The following is an 18,800-nucleotide window of genomic DNA, read 5'->3' as shown; positions in this document are numbered from 1 at the left end:
GCAGGTGCCCGCCCCCACGGTGGGCCTTATCTCATGGTCAATGGTGGATGGGAATTTCCTTGGGGGTATCGGAATATCCCGCCGGCTTGGGAATGGTCAGCGTCAGCACGCCGTTCTCGAACTTGGCGTTGACGCTCTCGGGATCAACAGCGAAGGGTGCTGTAAAGGTGCGGTTGAACGAGCCATAGCTGCGCTCGCTGCGATAAACCGAGCCCTCCTGGGACTCGGTGGTTTCCCGCTTTTCCCCGCTGACCGTCACGGTGCGATCCTGAACCGTGATCTTGACGTCCTCGTCGCTCATCCCGGGTAGTTCGAGCGACAGCATCAGACCGGAATCGGTTTGCCGCAACTCGGCATCGGGGAGGAAGCCCCGCATCCTGCTGCTGAGCGAGGTTGGAAAACCTGGGGTCAGCGCATAAAAAAACTCCTCGATGCGGTCGCGAAGCGCGTCAATCTGCCGATGCTCGCCCGTGGAAGCTGGCATCCGGCCATTGCCGTTGGTGGTCGCAGGCGTTTTATCAGTCATGGTCATGGTCTGGTCCTTTCTGATTGCATCCCTCAGGATGCCAGCAAGGCTACAATCGCGGACCAATTGGCGCGGTGACCAAAGTCAAGGAACAGTGCGATTGGGCGCCCGGAGCGCCGGTGAACGGGGCTTTTCGAGCACATTCCCGCCTTGTAGCGCGCAGGATCAGCCAGCCGCCTGCCCGTGGGGAAGTGAGCCACCGGGGGGCTCCAAACCCGTCTCGCGGAGGGCGGCGATCCGGGTTTCGGACACGCCCGAGCACACCACGATCTGGCCGCGCCATGCTGCCGCCGAAAAGCCCAGCATGCGCTTGCAGGGGCTGGTCTGGTAGATCGCGGCGCCCATCGCGGCGAAGACCAGCAAAATGATGGCAACGGCGATCCAGATCGGCTTCATCCGCCCTGTCCTGCTTACCTCGTGCAAGGAGGATACGCCCCCTTGCCCGAGCTGCGTTGACGGGAATCAAGAGACGAGCATTCCGTTGGGCCGAGTGGAGGGCGTGCGCTTGTTGCCGGTTTTGACCTCCGTCAAAGCGCGGCGGGCTGGAGGTGGGAAGCTCGCGGGAACAAAAGGAGCTGCCATGTCAAACCCCAACCAAGCCCCTGGCCCGCTCCGCTGGCCGTCGCGCTATTCCTACTTCTTTCTTGCGCTCGGTACCCTGCAGCCCGCCCCGCAGCACAAACCCAACCCCCACGGCAAGTGAGCGCCCGCCATGATCAAGGATATTGTCGTTCACCTCACCGGCTCAGATGAAGATCGGGTGCGCCTCGATTATGCCGAAACCCTGGCTGGGGTGTTTGATGCCCATCTGACGGGGCTGCTGGTGCATCTTGAGCCCGAACTGGTCGCCTCGCCTGGCCTCATTTATGCCGATGTGCTCCCGACCTTGATGGACGAAGCGGCTGCGTTGACGCGACAGCGCCGGGAGGTGCTCGCCGCCCGCTTTGCACTGATGGTTGTGCCCAACGATTTGCGCATCGTTTCGGGGGTCACCGACACCGTGGGGGAGGGGCTCGCGGCCGAAGCGCGGGCCTCGGATCTCTTTATTGGCACCCGTCCATATGGTGATCCCGACAAGAACTATCGCGACGAGGAGGGGGTGCTGTTCGGCTCGGGCGGGCCTGCATTGTTCCTGCCGCCCCAAAAACCGGCATCGTTCCAGCTCGAAAACGTGCTGGTAGCCTGGAAGAACCAGCGCGAAGCGGCGCGGGCGATCAAGGACGCCTTGCCGATCCTGAAAAAGGCCCAGCAAGTTGTGCTGGCCGTGGTCACCGATGAGCCCGAAGAGCAGGCCCAGACCTCGTCGGGCGCCGATATCGCGCGCTATCTCAGCCGCCACGATATCCACGCCGAAATCAAGGAACTGGCCGGATGGCGTTCCGCCGCCGAGGCCTTGCTGAGCGAAGCGCGGCTATCCGGCGCCGATCTCGTGGTGGCGGGCGCTTATGGCCGCTCGCGCCTGCGCGAACGCGTGCTCGGCGGCGTCACCCGGGCGCTGCTCAGCAAATGCGATGTGCCGGTGCTGATGTCGCGATAACGCCCGTGCCTGAGCACCGGCGAGCGAAAAACGCCGGTGTTTCCTCCTTCCCCCCATCGCCTATGGCCTCGCCTTTTTCGGGTGCAGCAGGCGGTCCTTTGCTTGCGGCGCTGTTGGTGCCGGGGGATGCCGCCGGCTTTTTTGATCGGCGATAAAACCCGGTGCTTGATTTCCATCAACGAGCCCGTCGCCCAATTCCCTACCCTCCTTGAAGCGGGCGAGGCCCATAGCTGGCGGGAATGTCCGACCAGCGACCTCGCATCGGCACTGTTGGAAATCAGGTGCATCGACAGGGATCAACCAGGATACGGGGAGAACTGCATGACCTTCCAGACCATGCTGCTACAGCCGGCCCCTGCCATGTCAGGCCCGGCAATGTACTTGGCGGAAACGGCCCAGGATGCGCTGTCCACCTATGGGGCTGGATCCGAGATTTATGGCCAGGGAGAACTTGCCGGCCCGATCTATGCAGTTGAGTTCGGATGTGTGCGCATCGGCCGCCTCACGCCCGAAGGCAAGCGGCAGGTTTGCGGCTTTTCCTTTGGCGGCGATGTGTTTGGCTGGGAGTGCGGGCGCGAGCATCGCTTCTTTGCCGAAGCGGTCGGGGTCACCGGCATCCGCGTGTTGCGGCCCAACCGTGATGCCGAGGCGGCAGCCAAGCTTTTTCCGCTGGTGGTGCAAAGCCTGACACGCTTCCAGGAGCATCTGCTGGTGCTGGGCAAAACCATTGTCGATGAGCGGTTGGCGGCCTTTCTGTGCGATCTCGCCGCCCGCCAGGGCGCAGGCTCGCGCATCGAGTTGCCCATGGCCCGCAACGATATTGCCGACTATCTCGGGGTCAGTTTTGAAACCGTGTCGCGCATCCTGCGCCGGTTCCGCGACCAGGGCCTGATCCGCGTCCCCGACATTCATTCCATCGAGATTTTGGACCGGGCCACGCTCGAGGCCATCTGCGGGCATGAAGCAGATTTGACCCCCGTCAAGGCCTCCGAGTTCGGAGCTCTTAGTCTCCAAGGTGACGCGCAAGGCGCCCGATCGGAAAGGAGAAACAAGTGAAAGACAGCATTGGTACCCAGCCCATCATCGATGATTTCGAGTTCGAACTGCGTGGTGACACCGCCCAGACCAGCGTGGCGCTGCACGAGGCCGCACGATCATGGGGCGGTGTGCCCGATACGGCTCCCACGCCGATCATTGCCCAGTTCGCGGGCAAGGTCAGAGCGTTCCTCGATGGACTGCGGTTGAAATCGGCGGGTTTGATGAACAATCCCGCGCCCGGCAGCTGCCGGCACCAGGCGACAACGCTCCCCTTCCGGCGCACGCGCTCCTTCCGGGCGGTGCCGGCGAGGGTTCGGTTTCGGCAAAGCGCCTTGCGCTCTGCGGCACCCTTGACAGGCGCGGGCAAAGCCAATGCGGCCCCGCTCGATCCGGGCTCAGGCTCGGACGCGGCTGATCTGCCCTTGCACCCCGAAGGAGCCTCCCGGCGCGACGGTGAGCTGGAAGCCAATAGCCGCAATAGCGCTGGGGCAAGCGATCCCGCGCCCTGACCCGCTGATGCGACTTGGATGGGGAAACGCTTTGTTCGTTCCCGGTCGGCCCGTCGCCATCAGGGACCACCACCGACACAACTCTCCAGGTTGAATGCCTGGCCCTGGTTTGGAGGGCACCATGCTCAACACAAGATGGCACCGTGACAACCCGCGCCCGCTGTTTCCGCGCTCGGCATTGCTGGGCTGGCACCTGCGGCACGAGGCCGCCTGCTCCTGCAGCTCGCTCCCCGAGTTCGTGCTGCGCGAGCTCGACGAAATGGGCGTGATCGTCCCCGGCCATACCTCCCGCCCCGAAGGCAATGTGGCCGTCACTGCGCGCGCGCTCCGCCCCGGGCTTTGAGCGCCCGGCAAGCAGATGGGGCTGACAGGCCCCATCGCTGCCCCAATCGGGCAAGCAGCCAAACCCCACTCCTGCAGTCGCCTGCCCGGCCGAGGTCCGAAGGGACAGCTGGCGTCAGACCGCTAGTTGGTGGGTATTGGCCCAAAGGGTGACGACGATCCCCTCGTCGGACCAGTCGGTCTGGATCGAGCCGCCCAGCTGGCCCGTGACGCTGCGGTTGAGCAGCTTGCCCCCATAGCCTTGGTCGGTCGGCGGCTTGACCCGGGGTCCCCCACGTTCCGTCCAGATCAGGCATAGCTCGTCGGGGGTAAGGCTCCCTGAAATAACCAGCAGGCCCGATCCCACGGACAGGGCGCCATATTTGACCGAATTGGTCGCCAGTTCATGGATCACCAAGGCCAGGGTCGTGGCCGATTGCTCGCCGATCTCCATCGGGGGCACATCGACATAAATCCGGTTGAAATCCCCCGAAGCATCATAGGGTGCCAGGATCACGCTGATCAGGTCCTCGAGCGCAGCGCCGCCCGCCGCATGACCGGGGAGGGAGCGGACAAAATCATGGGCACGGCGCAAGGCCTGCAGCCGCCCCTTGATCTCGGCGGTCATCTCGGCAACGCTGGTGCTCGAGCGCGACGACAGGTCGACCAGCCCCTCGGCAATGGCCAGCAGGTTCTTGACCCGATGGCTCATTTCGCCCGCCAGCAATGCGTTGTTTTCCTCGGCCTGCCGGCGCCGGGTCACATCCAGGAACACCCCCACCATCTGCCCGTCATGCAGCCGCTCGTCTTCCCCGAGGCCCCGCACCGACACCCAGCGCACCTGCTTGTTCACGAGGATGCGGAAATCGATCTCATAGGTGCCCTTGATGGCGCGCGTGGCCCGCAGATTGGCCCGTACCATTTCAAGGTCGGCCGGGTAGACGCGCGAGGAAAGGTCCTCCAGCGTCACCCTGCTGCGGCGCGGCAAGCCCCACAGGTCGAAGCCAAGTTCGTCCATGATGAAAGCGTCGGTTTCGGGCGACCATGACCAAAGCGCCACCCCGGCCGCATCGAGAGCGCGCCTGAGCTTGCTGGTTTCCTGCAAGAACGGGCGGTCGGGAAGTGCCGTTTCACGGTTCGCGGACCCAGGGCGTTTCGTGGGTCGAGGCCGCGGTTCAAGGGGATAGCCACCTGGCGTCGGCATATCGGGAATCTCCTGGGCTGGCTGCCACTATAGGATCGGCTCACTAGCCCTTCTTGATCACCGTCAACGCTGATGGGTATGGTGGCGTCCGGCGCATGCGTCGGATCAGCGCAGCGCCCGCATGGCGTTGAGGATCACGGCAACATCGATCGCTTCCTGTACCAGCGCGCCCTGGACAGGAGGCAAAAAGCCGAAGGCAGCGGCAGTCATCGCCAGCACCGAAAGGCTAAGCCCGACCGTAACGCTTTGCAGGGCAATGACCCGCGAGCGCTGGGCAATGCCGATGGCTTCGGCCAGGGGGGCGAGCTGGTCCACCAGCACCACGACCCCCGCCGCTTCCGAGGACGCGGCCGCACCCCGCGCGCCCATGGCAACGCCCACATCGGCGGCGGCGAGCGCTGGGGCATCATTGACCCCGTCCCCCACCATCATCGTATAGCCCGCCCCATGTTCGGAGCGGACGGCTGCCACCTTGTCGCCCGGCTTCAGATCCCCCCGCACAGCGTCAACGCCGAGGCGGTCGCCCACTGCCTGGGCAACCGCAGTCCGGTCGCCTGAAGCCAGTACGATCCGGTCCACTCCGGCGGCACGGAGTGCCCGCAGGACCTGGCCGGCGTCCTCGCGCAGCCGATCGGCAAGGACGATGAACCCCGCAAGCTCGTCGTTGATGGCGACGGCCACGGCCATGGCCTCTTCGGGGGTGGCAAGCTGGGCTGGCGGCACGGTCGGCGGAGGTATTTGCGCCAGCACCCAATCGGGTGCGCCAACCACGACGCGCTGCCCTTCCACCGTGCCGACAAGGCCGGTGCCCGGCGTTTCCGTGACGTGGCTGGGGGCGGAAAGTTGCAGCTTGCGCTCGGCGGCGGCATCAATCAGCGCTTCGGCCACAACATGGTTGGAAGCTTGTTCGAGGCTGGCAGCGGGTCCGAGCACATCGGTTTCGGTGTGGCCCGCCATGGTGGTGATCTGCGTTACCGCGGCGCGCCCATAGGTGAGCGTACCCGTCTTGTCGAGGATCACCACCTTGATCCGTGCCATGGTTTCGAACACGCCGCCATTCTTGATCATCACGCCGATCCTGGCGGCGCGCGACATGCCCGAAATCAGGGCCACCGGCACGGCCAGAATCAGCGGGCAGGGGGTTGCCGCCACCAGCACGGCCAGGGCGCGCACCGGTTCGTGGCTCAGGCCCCAGGCGAGGCCGGCCATTGCGAGCGTCAGCACCAGAAACCAGATCGCGTATCGATCGGCCATGCGCACCATGGGCGGCTTGCTGCGCTGGGCCGCTTCCACCATCCGGACAATGCCGGCATAGGTGCTGTTTCGCGCGAGGTTAGTGGCAAGCAGGGTGAAGGCCGGGCCCAGCGAGGTCGAGCCGCTCATCACCTCGCCGCCGGCGGCCACGCGGGCGGGATTGGCTTCTCCCGTCAGCGCCGAGACATCGAGCACCGCATCGCCATCAAGCGGGCTGCCGTCCACCGGCACCACCTCGCCCTGCCGGATCAGCAGGTGGTCGCCCGGAGCGACCTCATCGATCGGCACTTCCACGAGGTGCTCGCCCTCGAACCGCATGGCGGTGCGGGCAACCCGGCCCAGCAGGGCGGTCATCTCCTGTTGCGCACGGCCCTGGGCGTAGCTTTCCAGCAGTTGCCCGCCGGCATACATCAGGGCGACCACATTGCCGGCCAGCGGTTCCCCGAAACCAAGGGCGGCCGACATGGACAGCGCCGCCACCACGTCGAGCCCCACATCCCCGCGCCGCAGCGAGGTCCAGATCTGGACCAGCAGGGCACCCAGCACCGGCAGGGTTGCCGCGGTCCAGATGGCGTGGGCCCAGTTTGCCGGCCCTTGCCACATGACCAAAAGGCCGGCGAGGAGCCCGACCAGGGCCAGCGCCAGCAGCAGGTAGGTGGTCCGCTGCTTCATCTTGGCTTGGCCCCCGTGGATCTTGGTGGCTGTTGTATCCCGCCGGCGCCGCCCCGACTTGATGCCTGTCAAGTTGCGACCATCCGCGCCAGCTGGCCGGCTGGCGCGCAAATGACGGCCCGGCGCTCTCGGTCAAACGGCGGTGTAGCCGCCGTCCACCAGGTGGTAGCTGCCAGTGATGAAGCTGGCAGCGGGGGACAACAGGAACACGGTGAGCGCCGCAACTTCCTGCGGGGTGCCCAACCGGCCGATCGGATGCAGATTGCGCAAGCCGGCCAGGGTTTGCGCGTCAAGCGTGTCCGAAATCAGCGGGGTGTCGATGAACCCAGGGCCAACCGCATTGATGCGGATATTGTGCTCGGCATATTCGGCTGCGGCCGCCTTGGTCAGCCCTACCACGCCATGCTTGGCCGCCACATAGGCCGGTGAATTGGCAAAGCCGACCGTGCCCAGAATGGATGCCATGTTGACGATCGCCCCGCCACCCGAGGCCTGGATCGCCGGCAATTGGTAGCGCAGGCCGTAGAACACGCTGTTGAGATTGACGTCGATGACCCTCGCCCAGCCGTTCAGCGGGTATTCCCCGGTGCGGGCCGCCGGGCCGCTGATCCCGGCATTGTTGACGGCGTAATGCAGCGCGCCAAAGCTGCGTTTGACATTGTCGACCAGCGCCTCCACTTCGAGGGCCGAGCCCACATCCAGCGCGTAAGCCTGGGCGGTTCCACCCGCAGCGCGGATGGCAACGACGACATCGTCGGCACCCTCCTGGTTGAGATCGGCAACCATCACCGAAGCGCCACGGGCCGCAAGTTCATGGGCAATGGCAGCCCCGATCCCCGACGCCGCCCCGGTCACCAATGCGGCCTTGCCTTTGAAATCCTGGTCCATACGTTCCTCACTGCGTTGAGTCAGAACGAAACTAGGGCGCTGTCGCCGCGCTGGCCTTGACCGAAATCAAGCCAGTGAAATGCCGCGGGTAAATTGCACAGCGGCGCGGGCGGCGAAATGGTGATCCCGGCGGGATTCGAACCCACGACCCCAGGATTAGGAATCCTGTGCTCTATCCTGCTGAGCTACGAGACCACACGGTCTGGGGTTATACAGAACCTGGCCGGCGGGTGCAAACGCGCGAAATGACCGTGCTTTTTCGCTTCAGGAGCCGCTAGGGGAAAACCCGCAGCGTGCGGTGTTGCGCTAAAGCCTCACTGGTGCGCTTCGTGGGGCCGTGAACTGGCTCGGTAAGGTTTTGTTGCAGGCTTTGCCGTTATGGTGAACCGAATCTTACCGAGGTCGGCCCCGTGTTCAAGACCAGCTTTGTTCGGCTCGCCACGCTTGCAGCGCTGTCCAGCGTTTCGGCCGCGGCGATGGCGTGCGAAGCTCTGCGCATGGTGCCCGGCGGCATGGTTGTCCAGGTCACCGATGGCGACACGGTGGTGCTTGATTCGGGGCTCGTCGTGCGCCTGATCGGCACCCAGGCGCCCAAGCTGCCCTTGGGGCGCGAGGGTTTTCCCACCTGGCCGCTGGCGCCGCAAGCCAAGGCGGCGCTTGAGGCCCTTTCGCTCGGTCAAACCGTGCGGCTGGGCTATGGCGGGGAAGAAGTGGATCGCTATGAGCGCGCCCTGGCCCACCTCTTTGTCGAGGGGCGAGAGGGAGAACAATGGGCCCAGCAGGCGATGATCGCCCAAGGTCTGGCGCGGGTATATTCCTTTCCCGACAACCGGGCGTGCCTTGATTTATTGCTCGCCGCGGAAGGGCGGGCGCGGGCGGCCGGGCTTGGCATCTGGTCCGATCCCTATTACAGCGTGCGGGCGGCAGATCGGCCTGAAGAATTGCTCGCGCGCGCCGGCCACTATGAACTGGTGGAAGGGCGGGTGTTGCTGGCCGATCGCAGCGGCGGGCGGGTCTATCTCAATTTCGGCCGGTTTTGGAAGCAAGACTTCACCGCCGTTATCGAGGCATCCGCATTGCGGCTGTTTGCCGAAGATGGCTTTGATCCAATGGCGCTGGAAGGCGCCCTGGTCCGGATCAGAGGATGGGTGGATGATCGGGATGGTCCACGCATCGAAGTAACCCATCCCGAGCAGATCGAGGTTTTAGCCACACAATGACGGGGTATCTGCGTAAGGCTCGGCCGGTCCGGCTCGCATTGCTCGCGAGCGCGTTGCTGGTGGTTTCGGCCTGCACCACAATGAGCGGCACCCATATTGCGGTGACCCAGACGGGCGATAATCCCGCTCCCCTGGTCGTGCCCGAAGGCACCGATCCAGAGGATGTGGTGATCGGCCGGCGCGAGCATCCGCGCATCATCGCCGCCTATGGTGGGGTGTATTCCGATCGCCCCGCCGAAATCATGGTGGCGCGCATTGTCGGCCGGTTGCTGGCCGCGGCCAACCAGCCCAATGCCCAGTTCCAGGTCACCATTCTCGATAGTGCCGAGGTTAATGCCTTTGCCCTGCCCGGTGGCTATATCTATGTCACGAGAGGCATTCTCGCGCTGGCGTCCGACACCAGCGAACTCGCTGCGGTCCTCGCACACGAAATCGCCCACGTGACGCTGCGCCATGCGCGCGCCCGGACCGATCGCACCCGCACCACGGCCATTGTCGACCGGGTGATCACCGGCGTCTTTGGCGGCGACAGCTCGACCGATCAATTGTCCAACCGTTCGCGCGAATCCATGGCCGCCTTCGGGCAAAGCCAGGAGCTGGAAGCGGATCGCGAAGGCATCAAGTTTGCCGGCAAGGCCGGCTATGATCCGTCCGCCGCCGCGCGGTTCCTCGGGGTGATGAGCCGGTTCGCCAGCTTCTCGGCCGGCGAAAATGCCGGCGAGGGATTCCTGTCCTCCCACCCATCGACCCCCGCCCGCATCCAGAAGGCGATGGATACGGCCACCACCATGTTCGGCCAGGCCGGCATTGGCGAGGTCGGGCGCGAGGAATATCTGGCCAGTATCACGGGCCTGACCTTTGGCGACAGCCCGGCGCAAGGCTCGATCATCGGCCGTCGCTTCGTGCATCCGGCCAGCAAGTTCACCTTCACCGTGCCCCAGGGCTATACGCTACAGAACTCACAAAGCGCGGTGGTGGGTGTGGCCGGCGATGGCGAGGCGGTGCGCTTCGACAGTGCCGAGGTCAATGCCAGCATGCCCTTGGCCGATTATCTCAAGTCCGGCTGGATCGCCGGGCTCAAGGGCGAAACCGTGAGCACGCAGAGCTTCAACGGCATCGAAATGGCCTCGGGCCTGGCGCAAACCGATCAGTGGTTCTTCCGCGTGTCGGTGATGCGGCTTGATGGCCAGGTTTACCGCTTCATCTTTGCGGCCAAGTCCGACAGTGCCCGCTTTGCGGCTGGCGCTGAAGCTACGCTCAAGAGCTTCCGGCGCACGACGACCGCCGACCTTGCCGATATCCGGCGCGTCGCGGTGCGGATCGTCACGGCCAAACCGGGCGACACCAGTGAATCGCTGGCGCGCCAGATGGCCGGGCTCAATCGCGGTACCGAGCTGTTTTACATCATCAATGATCTGTTCCCCGGCGATCCGATCCGGGTCGGGGAAAAATACAAGGTGGTCGCGCTGCACTAGCGCGGCCCCGTCGGGGCTGATGCCGCGCCGTTAGCGTCAGCGCGCCCTTTCCATGGCGTCCTCGATCGCGCGGGACGCCCCGCCGACCCCGTCGCCGAACAAGACAGTGACATTGTCGCCCAGCGCCACGAGGCTCGTGATCAGGGCCACTGCGATCAGGGCGGCAATGAGGCCATATTCGATGGCGGTGGCGCCGCGCTCCTCGGCGAAAAACCGATGAACTATCCGGGTCGGCATCGGCGCTGCGCCTCCTTGCTCCCTAGAGCAGATCGCACAGGGCGGCGATCAATGGCTCGTCGGCCGGGGGCATGGGATAATCGCGCAGGGCCTGCGGGCGCACCCATTTAAGAGCGGCATGTTCCTTGGCCTGCGGCTGGCCCTGCCATTTCCGGCACACATAAAGTGGCATCAACAGGTGAAAAGTTTCGTAAGGGTGGCTGGCAAAGCTCAGCGGCGCGAGACAGGCGGTCTTGGTGGATACGCCAAGCTCCTCTTCCAGCTCGCGGATCAGCGCGGCTTCGGGTGATTCACCCGGCTCGACCTTGCCGCCCGGAAACTCCCACAGCCCCGCCAGCGACTTGCCCTCGGGCCGCTGGGCGATCAGCACCCGCCGGTCCGCGTCCACCAGCGCACAGGCAACAACAAGCAGTGTGGGATATGCGCTCATGGGTTGGGAACAATCCGGTAGGTATAATCATATTGGCGCGCAAAGCCGAGGCGCTGGTAGAGTGCCTTGGCGGCCAGGTTGTCGCCCGCAACATTGAGCGCCGCGATCGTGGCGCCGGCATGTTGGGCCCAATAAAGCCCGGTTTGCATCGCCGCCTGGCCAAAGCCCTGCCGCCGCTGCCGGGGGTCGGTGACGACATTGCCCGCAACAACAATATCGCCGGCCCGCGCGAACAAGGCCGAAGCCGCCGGATCGCCATTGCCGGCATAAACCACGACGCCCCGGGCGGGCACGCGCATCGCCTTGAGCAGGGCGATGAACTTGTCGGTTGTTGGCCCATCATAGGGTTGCAGCCGGGCCTGGGCTGCGAGAAAGGCCGGGTCGAGCGGGTCGGTCGCTCGCGCCCGCGTGTCAGGCGCCACCGCGCCGAGCCTTGCCGCATAAACATGGGACAGCTCGATGCTGCGCCACCCACCGGCATCGAGCGCGGCAATAAGCTCAGGGCTCGCCAGCGGCGTCAGCCGGAACACGGGGGGCAGGCCCCGTTGTTCAAGCCAGGCGCGGCTCGCCGCAACCCGCGCCACGGTGTTTGTCCCATCGGCGGGGTCAAGGCATTGCACCGAATTGGCGCGCTTGGTGAAGCCATTTGCGGCGCGCCGGATCCAGCCGCCGTCATATTCGGTTTCCACACCCGGCCAGGCCTGCAGCCCGGCCTCTTCCAGTTCGAGGACGCCGGGCAGCACCATTTCAGCTCCGATAGCTGCCATTGATGTCGATATAGCCATGGGTCAGGTCGCAGGTGTAAACCGTCGCGCGTCCCTGGCCGAGCCCGATATCGACGGTCACTTCCAGCTCGGTCCCCTTCATGTAAGCGGAGGTCGCGGCTTCGTCGTAGACGGCCGCGCGTTCCCCGGCCTGGGCGACCACCAGGTCGCCAAAGCGGATCGACAGCTTGTCGCGGTCAGCCGGCTCGCCGGCCTTGCCCACCGCCATCACGACGCGACCCCAATTGGCGTCCTCGCCGGCAATCGCCGTCTTGACGAGGGGGCTATCGGCAATGGATTTGGCGATCCGAAATGCGCTCTCGTCGCTGGTGGCGCCTTGCACATGCACGCTCACCTGCTTGGTCGCCCCTTCGCCGTCGCGGACCACCTGGATGGCCAGGTCGAACAGCACGTCATGGAGGGCGGTGCCGAAGATCTCGGCGCGCGGGTCCTCGAGGCTGGTGATCGGCTCGACGCCGGGTACCTGGCCCGTTGCGAATACCAGCAGCGTGTCGGAAGTGGAGGTATCGCTGTCGACCGTTACGGCATTGAAGGTGGTGCGCACATGCTGGCTCAGCAGCGCCTGCAGCACATCGGCGGCGATCGGCGCGTCGGTGAACACAAAGCTCAGCATCGTCGCCATGTCAGGCGCGATCATGCCCGAGCCCTTGGCAATGCCGTTGATGGTGATCGCGCTGCCGTCAAGGTCGAGCGTTGCGCCCGCAAGCTTGGGGAAGGTGTCGGTGGTCATGATGGCCTTGGCCGGCTCCATCCAGGGCGTGTCGCCCAGCCGGGTGGCTGCATCCTCGAGCACCCCAGCAAACTTGCTGGGATCGAGCGGCTCGCCGATAACGCCCGTGGACGCCAGGAAGACCTCGCTTGGGGCGCAGCCCAATGCCTTGGCGGCAAAATCGGCAGTCGCTGCCACGCTGTCGCGCCCCTTGGCGCCGGTGAAGGCATTGGCATTGCCTGAATTGACCACAAGCCCGCGCGCCACACCCGCCGGCAGATTGGCCTTGCACCAATCCACCGCCGCCGACGAGCACAGCGAACGCGTGACGACGCCGGCAACGGTCGTCTCCTCGGCAAGGCTCACCAGCAGCACATCGGTGCGGTTCTTGTACTTGATGCCGGCTTCGGCGGTGGCAAAGCGCACTCCGGCGACGGCCGGCAGTTCCGGATAGGATTGAGGGGCAAGCGGGGAAACCGGATGGGCCATGCCTAAAACGCCTTTGAACAAGGAAAGCTGGCTCCGGGTGTGCCTCAAACATGGCCCATCCGCAAGACGACGGGGCCGCGGTAGCCCGCCGTCCCGGCCGGTTTTCCCGCCTTAGCTGGCGCCCCGCTTCCTGCCGGCAATAAAACCGCCGAAATGCCGGCCGATCAAAGGCACGACCACAAGCACGATCGTGCTGGCCATGAATGGCACGAGTACGAGGCTGCGCTGCCAGATGTCCCAGCCAACGGTGAGGGGCGTCAGCAGATAAAGATAAAGCGTAACGATGGGATAAACCGCCAGCGTCATGACCAGCGCCATGCGCAGGCGCGAAGCGAGGGAAGAAGGCATTTGTCTGCTCCAACAGAACGGTACGTTTCGTTCTATAATGAAACGGCCCGTTTCGATCAAGTCTTTTCTTTATGGTTGGGCTGGCTCATATTAGCGCCATGAGCATTTCCCCAGCAGACGAGGCCGATGATCGACGCCGCTCCATCGGTGCCCGGCGCAATCCGGAAACCGAACAAGCAATCCTTGAGGCGGCCGAAGCCATCATGGCTGAAGAGGGGATCGCCGGCTTTTCCATCGAAGCGGTGGCCAAGCGCGCCCGGGCCGGCAAGCCCACCATCTACAAATGGTGGCCGGGCAAAACTGCGCTGCTGCTTGATGTTTATCACCGCCACAAGCCGGCGGCGGTGCATACCGATACCGGCAGCACCGAAGGAGATGTGCTGGCATTCCTCACCGGTATCTTCACCCATTGGGGGGAAACCGGCGCGGGCAATGTGTTTCGCTTCGTGATCGCGGAAGCCCAGCGCGACGAACAGGCCGCGCAGTCGCTGCGCGCTTATGCGGCGCAGCGGCGGATCCAGACTGGGGCAATTTTCGAGCGGGGCGTGGCGCGGGGCGAGCTGGCGGCCGATACCGATGTGGGCCTTGCGGCCGATGCGCTGGCCGGCTTTGTCTGGCACCGGCTGCTGACGGGGCGGGTCGAATGCGACCCTGAGCAATTGGCCAAACTGGCCCGGCAGATGGTCCGGGGGCTGCTCGCCCCCGGCGCCTGATCGGTTTTACTGCGCGGGGGCCGCTTCTGGTGCGGCTTCCGGAGCAGCTTCCTCTTCGCCCGCTTCGGCAGCTTCTGCAGCTTCCGCCGGCTCGGTTTGGGCTTCGACAGCTGCGGCCAGCGCGGGATCGGGAATCTCGATCTCGACGCCTTCCATCAGCTTGGCGACTTCGGCATCAAACGCGTTCATCAGCAGCTGCTGCTGCAATTGGCCGGCGACCTGCTCGATGGGCGCGGGGCTCGACTTGCGCTTTTCCTCGAGCCGGATGACGTGCCAGCCGAACTGGGACTGCACGGGATCGCTGATCTGGCCGGGCTCGGTCAGGGCAAAGGCCGCCTCTTCGAACTGCGGCACCATCATGCCGGCGCTGAAAAAGCCGAGATCGCCGCCATTGGCTGCACCGGGGTCGATCGACTTTTCCTTGGCCACTTCAGCAAAATCGGCGCCGCCATCGAGCTCGGCCTTGACCGCCTTGGCCTCGTCTTCGGTCTGCACCAGGATATGGCTGGCATGGATTTCGTCGGCCGGCTCGAACTCGGCGACATATTTGTCGTATTCGGCCCGCACAGCTTCTTCGGTCACGGCCGCCGCGATCACATCGGCAAAATAAGCGCGGCGCAGGGCGCGCTCTTCCAGGTAATCCAGCCGCTGCTGGAACAGGGGCGTGGCGTCCATGCCCGCTTCCTTGGCGGCGGCGGCCATCACTTTCATGTCAATCAGCACGCGCAGCAGGAAGGCCTTGCGCTGTTCGGGAGGCATCTGGCTCAGTTCCTGGGTCAGGTCCTCGGCCGCAAAGCTGAGGTCAGCCTCGGTGATGGGCTCGCCACCCACTGTTGCGACAACCGCGTCAGGGGCCGGGGTAGCCGGCTCGGCAGCGGGGGCAGTTTCGGTCGTTGGAGCCGCGGGAGCCGCGTCCTGGGCCAGGGCGGGCAGCCCCGCGGCCAGAACCAGCGCCAAGGCACTTACGGTGCGCCCGAGGCGCTTGGATGAAAACAGCATAGCGTGGTTCTCCTTGACGGGCGCATGCCATGGGCATGGCCGCTGGTGGTCGGCAATGGGGGCGCCCCGATCAGGCGCGCGCCTGCCTGTCATGGCTTAGCGGCCAAAATGTGCCGCCCAAGGGGGAAGCGTCGGGGATGGTTAAGGCTCCATGACGGACCCGTTTTTACTGAGCCGCGCGCAGATGTGGCCGATTTCGCCGAAGTTGACAAGGCAAGGGGGCGCTCTTACATCTCAGCCGCATTTTACGGCATGCTTTCGGTGGCCAGAATGGCTGATGACGCATGCGCGAAACCCTCGGGGCCAGCTGGCTCCACATCGTGCTATAGAGGCAAAAGATGATCTTCTTGCCCCTGCGCGGACCGCAAACGGCCCTTCGCGCCACGATGATCAAACAAAGGACGATCTAGATGGCTCTTGCTGCACTTGCCCGGCGGCTTTTCGGTACCGCGTCCGATCGGCATGTGAAGCGGTTTCATCCCAATGTCGCTGCCATCAATGCACTGGAATCCGAACTGGCGGGACTTTCCGATGAGGCGCTTCGCGCCCGCACCGAGCAGTTCAAGACCCAGCTCCAGAATGGCGCCGATCTCGATGACCTGATCGTGCCCGCCTTTGCCACCGTGCGCGAAGCCAGTAAGCGCGTGCTCGGCATGCGCCACTTCGATGTGCAGCTGATCGGCGGCATGGTGCTCAATGACCGCTCCATCGCCGAAATGCGCACCGGTGAAGGCAAGACGCTGGTGGCAACGCTTCCCGTCTACCTCAATGCGCTGACCGGCCGGGGCGTGCATGTGGTCACGGTCAACGACTACCTTGCCCGCCGCGACGCCGCCTGGATGGGCCAGATCTACAATTTCCTTGGTCTCTCCTACGGCATTATCGTGCATGGCCTGACCGATGCCGAGCGCAAGGCCGCTTATGCCGCCGACATCACCTACGGCACCAACAACGAGTTTGGCTTCGATTACCTGCGCGACAACATGAAATATACGCGCGCCCAGATGGTGCAGCGCGGCCATGCCTATGGGATCGTCGACGAAGTGGACTCCATCCTGATCGATGAGGCGCGCACCCCGCTCATCATCTCGGGTCCCTCCGAAGACCGCTCCAATCTCTACGTCCAGATCGACGAGATGATGGAGCTGATCGGGGAGGACGATTTCGAGCTCGACGAAAAGCAGCGCTCCGCCACCTTCACCGATGCCGGCATCGAAAAGCTCGAAGCCCGGTTGGCTGAAGTCGGACTGCTGAAATCTGAATCTCTTTATGACGTGGAAAACGTCGCCCTGGTGCACCACGCCAACTCGGCCCTGCGCGCGCACAAGCTCTTCCGCAAGGACAAGGACTACATCGTTCGCAATGATGAAGTCGTCATTATTGACGAGTTCTCGGGCCGCATGATGCCTGGCCGCCGTTATTCCGAAGGCCTGCACCAGGCGCTCGAAGCCAAGGAACACGTTAAGATCCAGCCGGAAAACCAGACTCTGGCCTCGATCACCTTCCAGAACTATTTCCGCCTGTACGAAAAGCTCGCCGGCATGACCGGTACGGCCGCCACCGAAGCGGAAGAATTTGCTGATATCTACAAGCTCGATGTGGTGACCGTGCCCACCAATCTGCCGGTGCAGCGCCAGGACGACGAAGACGCGATCTATCGTACTGCGGCCGAAAAGTTCGATGCCATTGCCGATATGATCAAGCAGTGCCAGGAGCGCGGCCAGCCCGTCCTCGTGGGCACGACCTCGATCGAAAAATCGGAAATGCTGGCCGAACTGCTGCGCCAGAAAAATGTCGGCGCCATGAACGTGCTGAACGCGCGCCACCACGAGCAGGAAGCCCAGATCGTGGCCGATGCCGGCATGCCCGGGGCAATCACCATTGCCACCAATATGGCGGGTCGCGGCACCGATATCCAGCTCGGCGGCAACCTGGAAATGCGCATCGAAAAGGAAGCCGAGGGTCTCGAAGGGGCCGAGCGCGAAGCCAAGATCGCCGAGATCAAGGCCAAGATCGCCGAAGACAAGGCCAAGGCCATTGCCGCGGGCGGGCTCATGGTGATCGGCACCGAGCGCCACGAGTCGCGCCGCATCGACAACCAGCTGCGCGGCCGTTCGGGCCGTCAGGGCGACCCCGGCCATTCCGCCTTCTTCCTGTCGCTGCAGGACGATCTGATGCGCATCTTCCCGGTGGATTCCATGGATTCCATGCTGGGCAAGCTCGGGCTCGAACAGGGCGAAAGCATCACCCATCCCTGGGTCACCAAGGCCATCGAGCGTGCCCAGGGCAAGGTCGAAGCGCGCAACTTCGACATCCGCAAGAACATCCTCAAATATGACGACGTGATGAATGATCAGCGCAAGGTGATCTTCGAGCAGCGTCTCGAGATGATGGATGCCGAGGATGTCAGTGATACCGTGCGCGACATGCGCCACGATGTGGTGGAAGCCATTGTCGCCAAGGCAATTCCCCCGCGCTCCTATCCCGAGCAGTGGAATGTCGAGCAGCTGACCGCCGCGGCCAAGACCTATCTCAACATCGATGCACCGATCGCCCAGTGGGCCGAGGAAGAAGGCATCGACGCCGAAACGGTCACCGAGCGCCTGATCAAGGCCGCCGACGACTTCTTTGACGCCAAGGAGCAGCGCACGCTCGAAGCGATGGAAGCGGCCGGCACGCCCAACCCGACCGTGATGCGGCAGGTCGAAAAGTCCATTCTGCTGCAGTCCATCGACGGGCTGTGGCGCGAGCACCTCGTCACCCTCGATCACCTCTCCAAGGTCGTGGGCTGGCGCGGCATGGCCCAGCGCGATCCGCTGAACGAATACAAGCAGGAAGCCTATGAGCTGTTCCAGGCGCTCCTGACCAATCTGCGCGAACTGGTGACCACCCAGCTTTCCCATGTCGAGCTGCAGATCCGCCCGCCCGTCTCGGCGCCTGATCTGAGTGGCTTGCGCGAAACCCATATCGATCCGCTGACCGGCGAAAACGACGCCGATGGCGACGACACTTTCGACGACTCGCTGGGGGCCACCGGCGAGGATCCCTCGCTCAAGCCCCTCGACCCGGCCCTCATGGTCGGCGTCTCCCGCAATGCCCCTTGCCCCTGCGGTTCGGGCAAGAAATTCAAACACTGCCACGGCGCTTTCTAAGCCAAAGGCCCGGACGCAAGTCCGGGCCTTTTTCATTTGCGCAAGGAGCTCAAAGCCTAGTGCGTGTGGCCGAGGGTACATCCTATCCCAACCCTATCGGCTCCTGCCCTCCCTCCCCCTTGAGGGGAGGGCAGCGGAGGGGGTCGTCGGGAAATCCGGCAATAGGGTCGCTTCACCTCTCGCACCGGCTCCCCAGTCGACACCCTCCCCCTTGAGGGGAGGGATCAAGGGTGGGGGTTCCGGCCGCTGCGCCAGCGCAAGGCCCGGCTAGTCCACGACACAGTCTTCGGAACC

Annotated in this window: 20 protein-coding genes and 1 tRNA gene; 9 read left to right on the top strand and 12 right to left on the bottom strand. The window is 64.3% G+C overall.

Going from position 1 to position 18,800, the window contains the following annotated elements; genetic code table 11:
• Positions 1 to 37: 37 nt before the first annotated feature.
• Both ELX51_RS17010 and ELX51_RS17005 read right to left on the bottom strand, forming a co-directional pair.
• Positions 38 to 532, bottom strand: a complete 495-nt coding sequence (locus ELX51_RS17010) for an Hsp20/alpha crystallin family protein (protein WP_127754610.1) — start codon at positions 530 to 532, stop codon at positions 38 to 40.
• Positions 533 to 691: 159 nt separating this feature from the next.
• Complete coding sequence (locus tag ELX51_RS17005; protein WP_127754609.1) at positions 692 to 922, bottom strand: hypothetical protein; 231 nt, start codon at positions 920 to 922, stop codon at positions 692 to 694.
• Between the two features lie 184 nt (positions 923 to 1,106).
• Here ELX51_RS17005 and ELX51_RS20455 point away from each other — a divergent pair, with 184 nt between their 5' ends.
• The 5 genes from ELX51_RS20455 (at position 1,107) to ELX51_RS16985 (ending at position 3,953) form a co-directional block, all read left to right on the top strand.
• Positions 1,107 to 1,229 carry a hypothetical protein gene (locus tag ELX51_RS20455; RefSeq protein ID WP_282567564.1) on the top strand — a complete coding sequence of 41 codons (123 nt, stop codon included), beginning with the start codon at positions 1,107 to 1,109 and terminating at the stop codon, positions 1,227 to 1,229.
• Between the two features lie 9 nt (positions 1,230 to 1,238).
• Positions 1,239 to 2,063, top strand: a complete 825-nt coding sequence (locus ELX51_RS17000) for a universal stress protein (RefSeq protein ID WP_127754608.1) — start codon at positions 1,239 to 1,241, stop codon at positions 2,061 to 2,063.
• Between the two features lie 321 nt (positions 2,064 to 2,384).
• Complete coding sequence (locus ELX51_RS16995) at positions 2,385 to 3,119, top strand: helix-turn-helix domain-containing protein (protein WP_127754607.1); 735 nt, start codon at positions 2,385 to 2,387, stop codon at positions 3,117 to 3,119.
• Positions 3,116 to 3,610 carry a hypothetical protein gene (locus ELX51_RS16990; protein WP_127754606.1) on the top strand — a complete coding sequence of 165 codons (495 nt, stop codon included), beginning with the start codon at positions 3,116 to 3,118 and terminating at the stop codon, positions 3,608 to 3,610. Before ELX51_RS16995 ends, ELX51_RS16990 begins: the two co-directional genes overlap by 4 nt.
• Before the next feature lie 121 nt (positions 3,611 to 3,731).
• Complete coding sequence (locus ELX51_RS16985) at positions 3,732 to 3,953, top strand: hypothetical protein (RefSeq protein ID WP_127754605.1); 222 nt, start codon at positions 3,732 to 3,734, stop codon at positions 3,951 to 3,953.
• 114 nt (positions 3,954 to 4,067) lie between these two features.
• Here the strand turns inward: ELX51_RS16985 and ELX51_RS16980 are convergent, their stop codons facing one another.
• From ELX51_RS16980 to ELX51_RS16965, 4 genes are all read right to left on the bottom strand, one after another.
• Positions 4,068 to 5,036, bottom strand: a complete 969-nt coding sequence (locus ELX51_RS16980) for a sensor histidine kinase (protein WP_248305165.1) — start codon at positions 5,034 to 5,036, stop codon at positions 4,068 to 4,070.
• 204 nt (positions 5,037 to 5,240) lie between these two features.
• Positions 5,241 to 7,061, bottom strand: a complete 1,821-nt coding sequence (locus ELX51_RS16975) for a heavy metal translocating P-type ATPase (protein WP_127754603.1) — start codon at positions 7,059 to 7,061, stop codon at positions 5,241 to 5,243.
• Positions 7,062 to 7,193: 132 nt separating this feature from the next.
• Positions 7,194 to 7,949 carry an SDR family oxidoreductase gene (locus tag ELX51_RS16970; RefSeq protein WP_127754602.1) on the bottom strand — a complete coding sequence of 252 codons (756 nt, stop codon included), beginning with the start codon at positions 7,947 to 7,949 and terminating at the stop codon, positions 7,194 to 7,196.
• A 118-nt stretch (positions 7,950 to 8,067) separates the two neighbouring features.
• Positions 8,068 to 8,144, bottom strand: a tRNA-Arg gene (locus tag ELX51_RS16965).
• Positions 8,145 to 8,359: 215 nt separating this feature from the next.
• Here ELX51_RS16965 and ELX51_RS16960 point away from each other — a divergent pair.
• Both ELX51_RS16960 and ELX51_RS16955 read left to right on the top strand, forming a co-directional pair.
• Positions 8,360 to 9,169 carry a thermonuclease family protein gene (locus ELX51_RS16960; protein ID WP_248305164.1) on the top strand — a complete coding sequence of 270 codons (810 nt, stop codon included), beginning with the start codon at positions 8,360 to 8,362 and terminating at the stop codon, positions 9,167 to 9,169.
• Positions 9,166 to 10,644: a M48 family metalloprotease gene (locus ELX51_RS16955; RefSeq protein WP_127754601.1), complete on the top strand. Its 1,479-nt coding sequence runs from the start codon at positions 9,166 to 9,168 to the stop codon at positions 10,642 to 10,644. The genes ELX51_RS16960 and ELX51_RS16955 overlap by 4 nt, the downstream gene beginning before the upstream one ends.
• Before the next feature lie 36 nt (positions 10,645 to 10,680).
• Here the strand turns inward: ELX51_RS16955 and ELX51_RS16950 are convergent, their stop codons facing one another.
• The 5 genes from ELX51_RS16950 to ELX51_RS16930 form a co-directional block, all read right to left on the bottom strand.
• Positions 10,681 to 10,881, bottom strand: coding sequence for a Flp family type IVb pilin (locus tag ELX51_RS16950; protein WP_127754600.1), 201 nt, complete (start codon positions 10,879 to 10,881; stop codon positions 10,681 to 10,683).
• Positions 10,882 to 10,903: 22 nt separating this feature from the next.
• Positions 10,904 to 11,311 (bottom strand): (deoxy)nucleoside triphosphate pyrophosphohydrolase, encoded by a 408-nt coding sequence (locus ELX51_RS16945; protein WP_127754599.1) that lies wholly within the window; start codon positions 11,309 to 11,311, stop codon positions 10,904 to 10,906.
• A complete protein-coding gene (locus tag ELX51_RS16940; protein WP_164854903.1) occupies positions 11,308 to 12,078 on the bottom strand; it encodes a GNAT family N-acetyltransferase in 771 nt (256 codons plus the stop codon). Before ELX51_RS16940 ends, ELX51_RS16945 begins: the two co-directional genes overlap by 4 nt.
• Entirely contained in the window at positions 12,059 to 13,294 is a 1,236-nt protein-coding gene (gene argJ, locus ELX51_RS16935; RefSeq protein WP_127754597.1) for a bifunctional glutamate N-acetyltransferase/amino-acid acetyltransferase ArgJ, read from the bottom strand. The genes ELX51_RS16940 and argJ overlap by 20 nt, the downstream gene beginning before the upstream one ends.
• Positions 13,295 to 13,405: 111 nt before the next feature.
• A complete protein-coding gene (locus tag ELX51_RS16930) occupies positions 13,406 to 13,642 on the bottom strand; it encodes a hypothetical protein (RefSeq protein WP_127754596.1) in 237 nt (78 codons plus the stop codon).
• A 98-nt stretch (positions 13,643 to 13,740) separates the two neighbouring features.
• On the opposite strand from ELX51_RS16930, the gene ELX51_RS16925 reads away from it, so the two are divergent.
• Complete coding sequence (locus ELX51_RS16925) at positions 13,741 to 14,355, top strand: TetR/AcrR family transcriptional regulator (protein WP_127754595.1); 615 nt, start codon at positions 13,741 to 13,743, stop codon at positions 14,353 to 14,355.
• 6 nt (positions 14,356 to 14,361) lie between these two features.
• Here ELX51_RS16925 and ELX51_RS16920 read toward each other — a convergent pair whose 3' ends face one another.
• Positions 14,362 to 15,354, bottom strand: coding sequence for a peptidylprolyl isomerase (locus ELX51_RS16920; protein WP_127754594.1), 993 nt, complete (start codon positions 15,352 to 15,354; stop codon positions 14,362 to 14,364).
• Positions 15,355 to 15,764: 410 nt separating this feature from the next.
• Between ELX51_RS16920 and secA the strand changes: the two genes are divergently transcribed.
• Positions 15,765 to 18,506: a preprotein translocase subunit SecA gene (gene secA, locus ELX51_RS16915; protein ID WP_127754593.1), complete on the top strand. Its 2,742-nt coding sequence runs from the start codon at positions 15,765 to 15,767 to the stop codon at positions 18,504 to 18,506.
• The last annotated feature ends 294 nt before the right edge of the window (positions 18,507 to 18,800 follow it).

Source organism: Devosia sp. 1566 (assembly GCF_004005995.1).
Lineage (GTDB): Bacteria > Pseudomonadota > Alphaproteobacteria > Rhizobiales > Devosiaceae > Devosia.
This window is presented reverse-complemented; position numbering and strand designations above follow the sequence as displayed.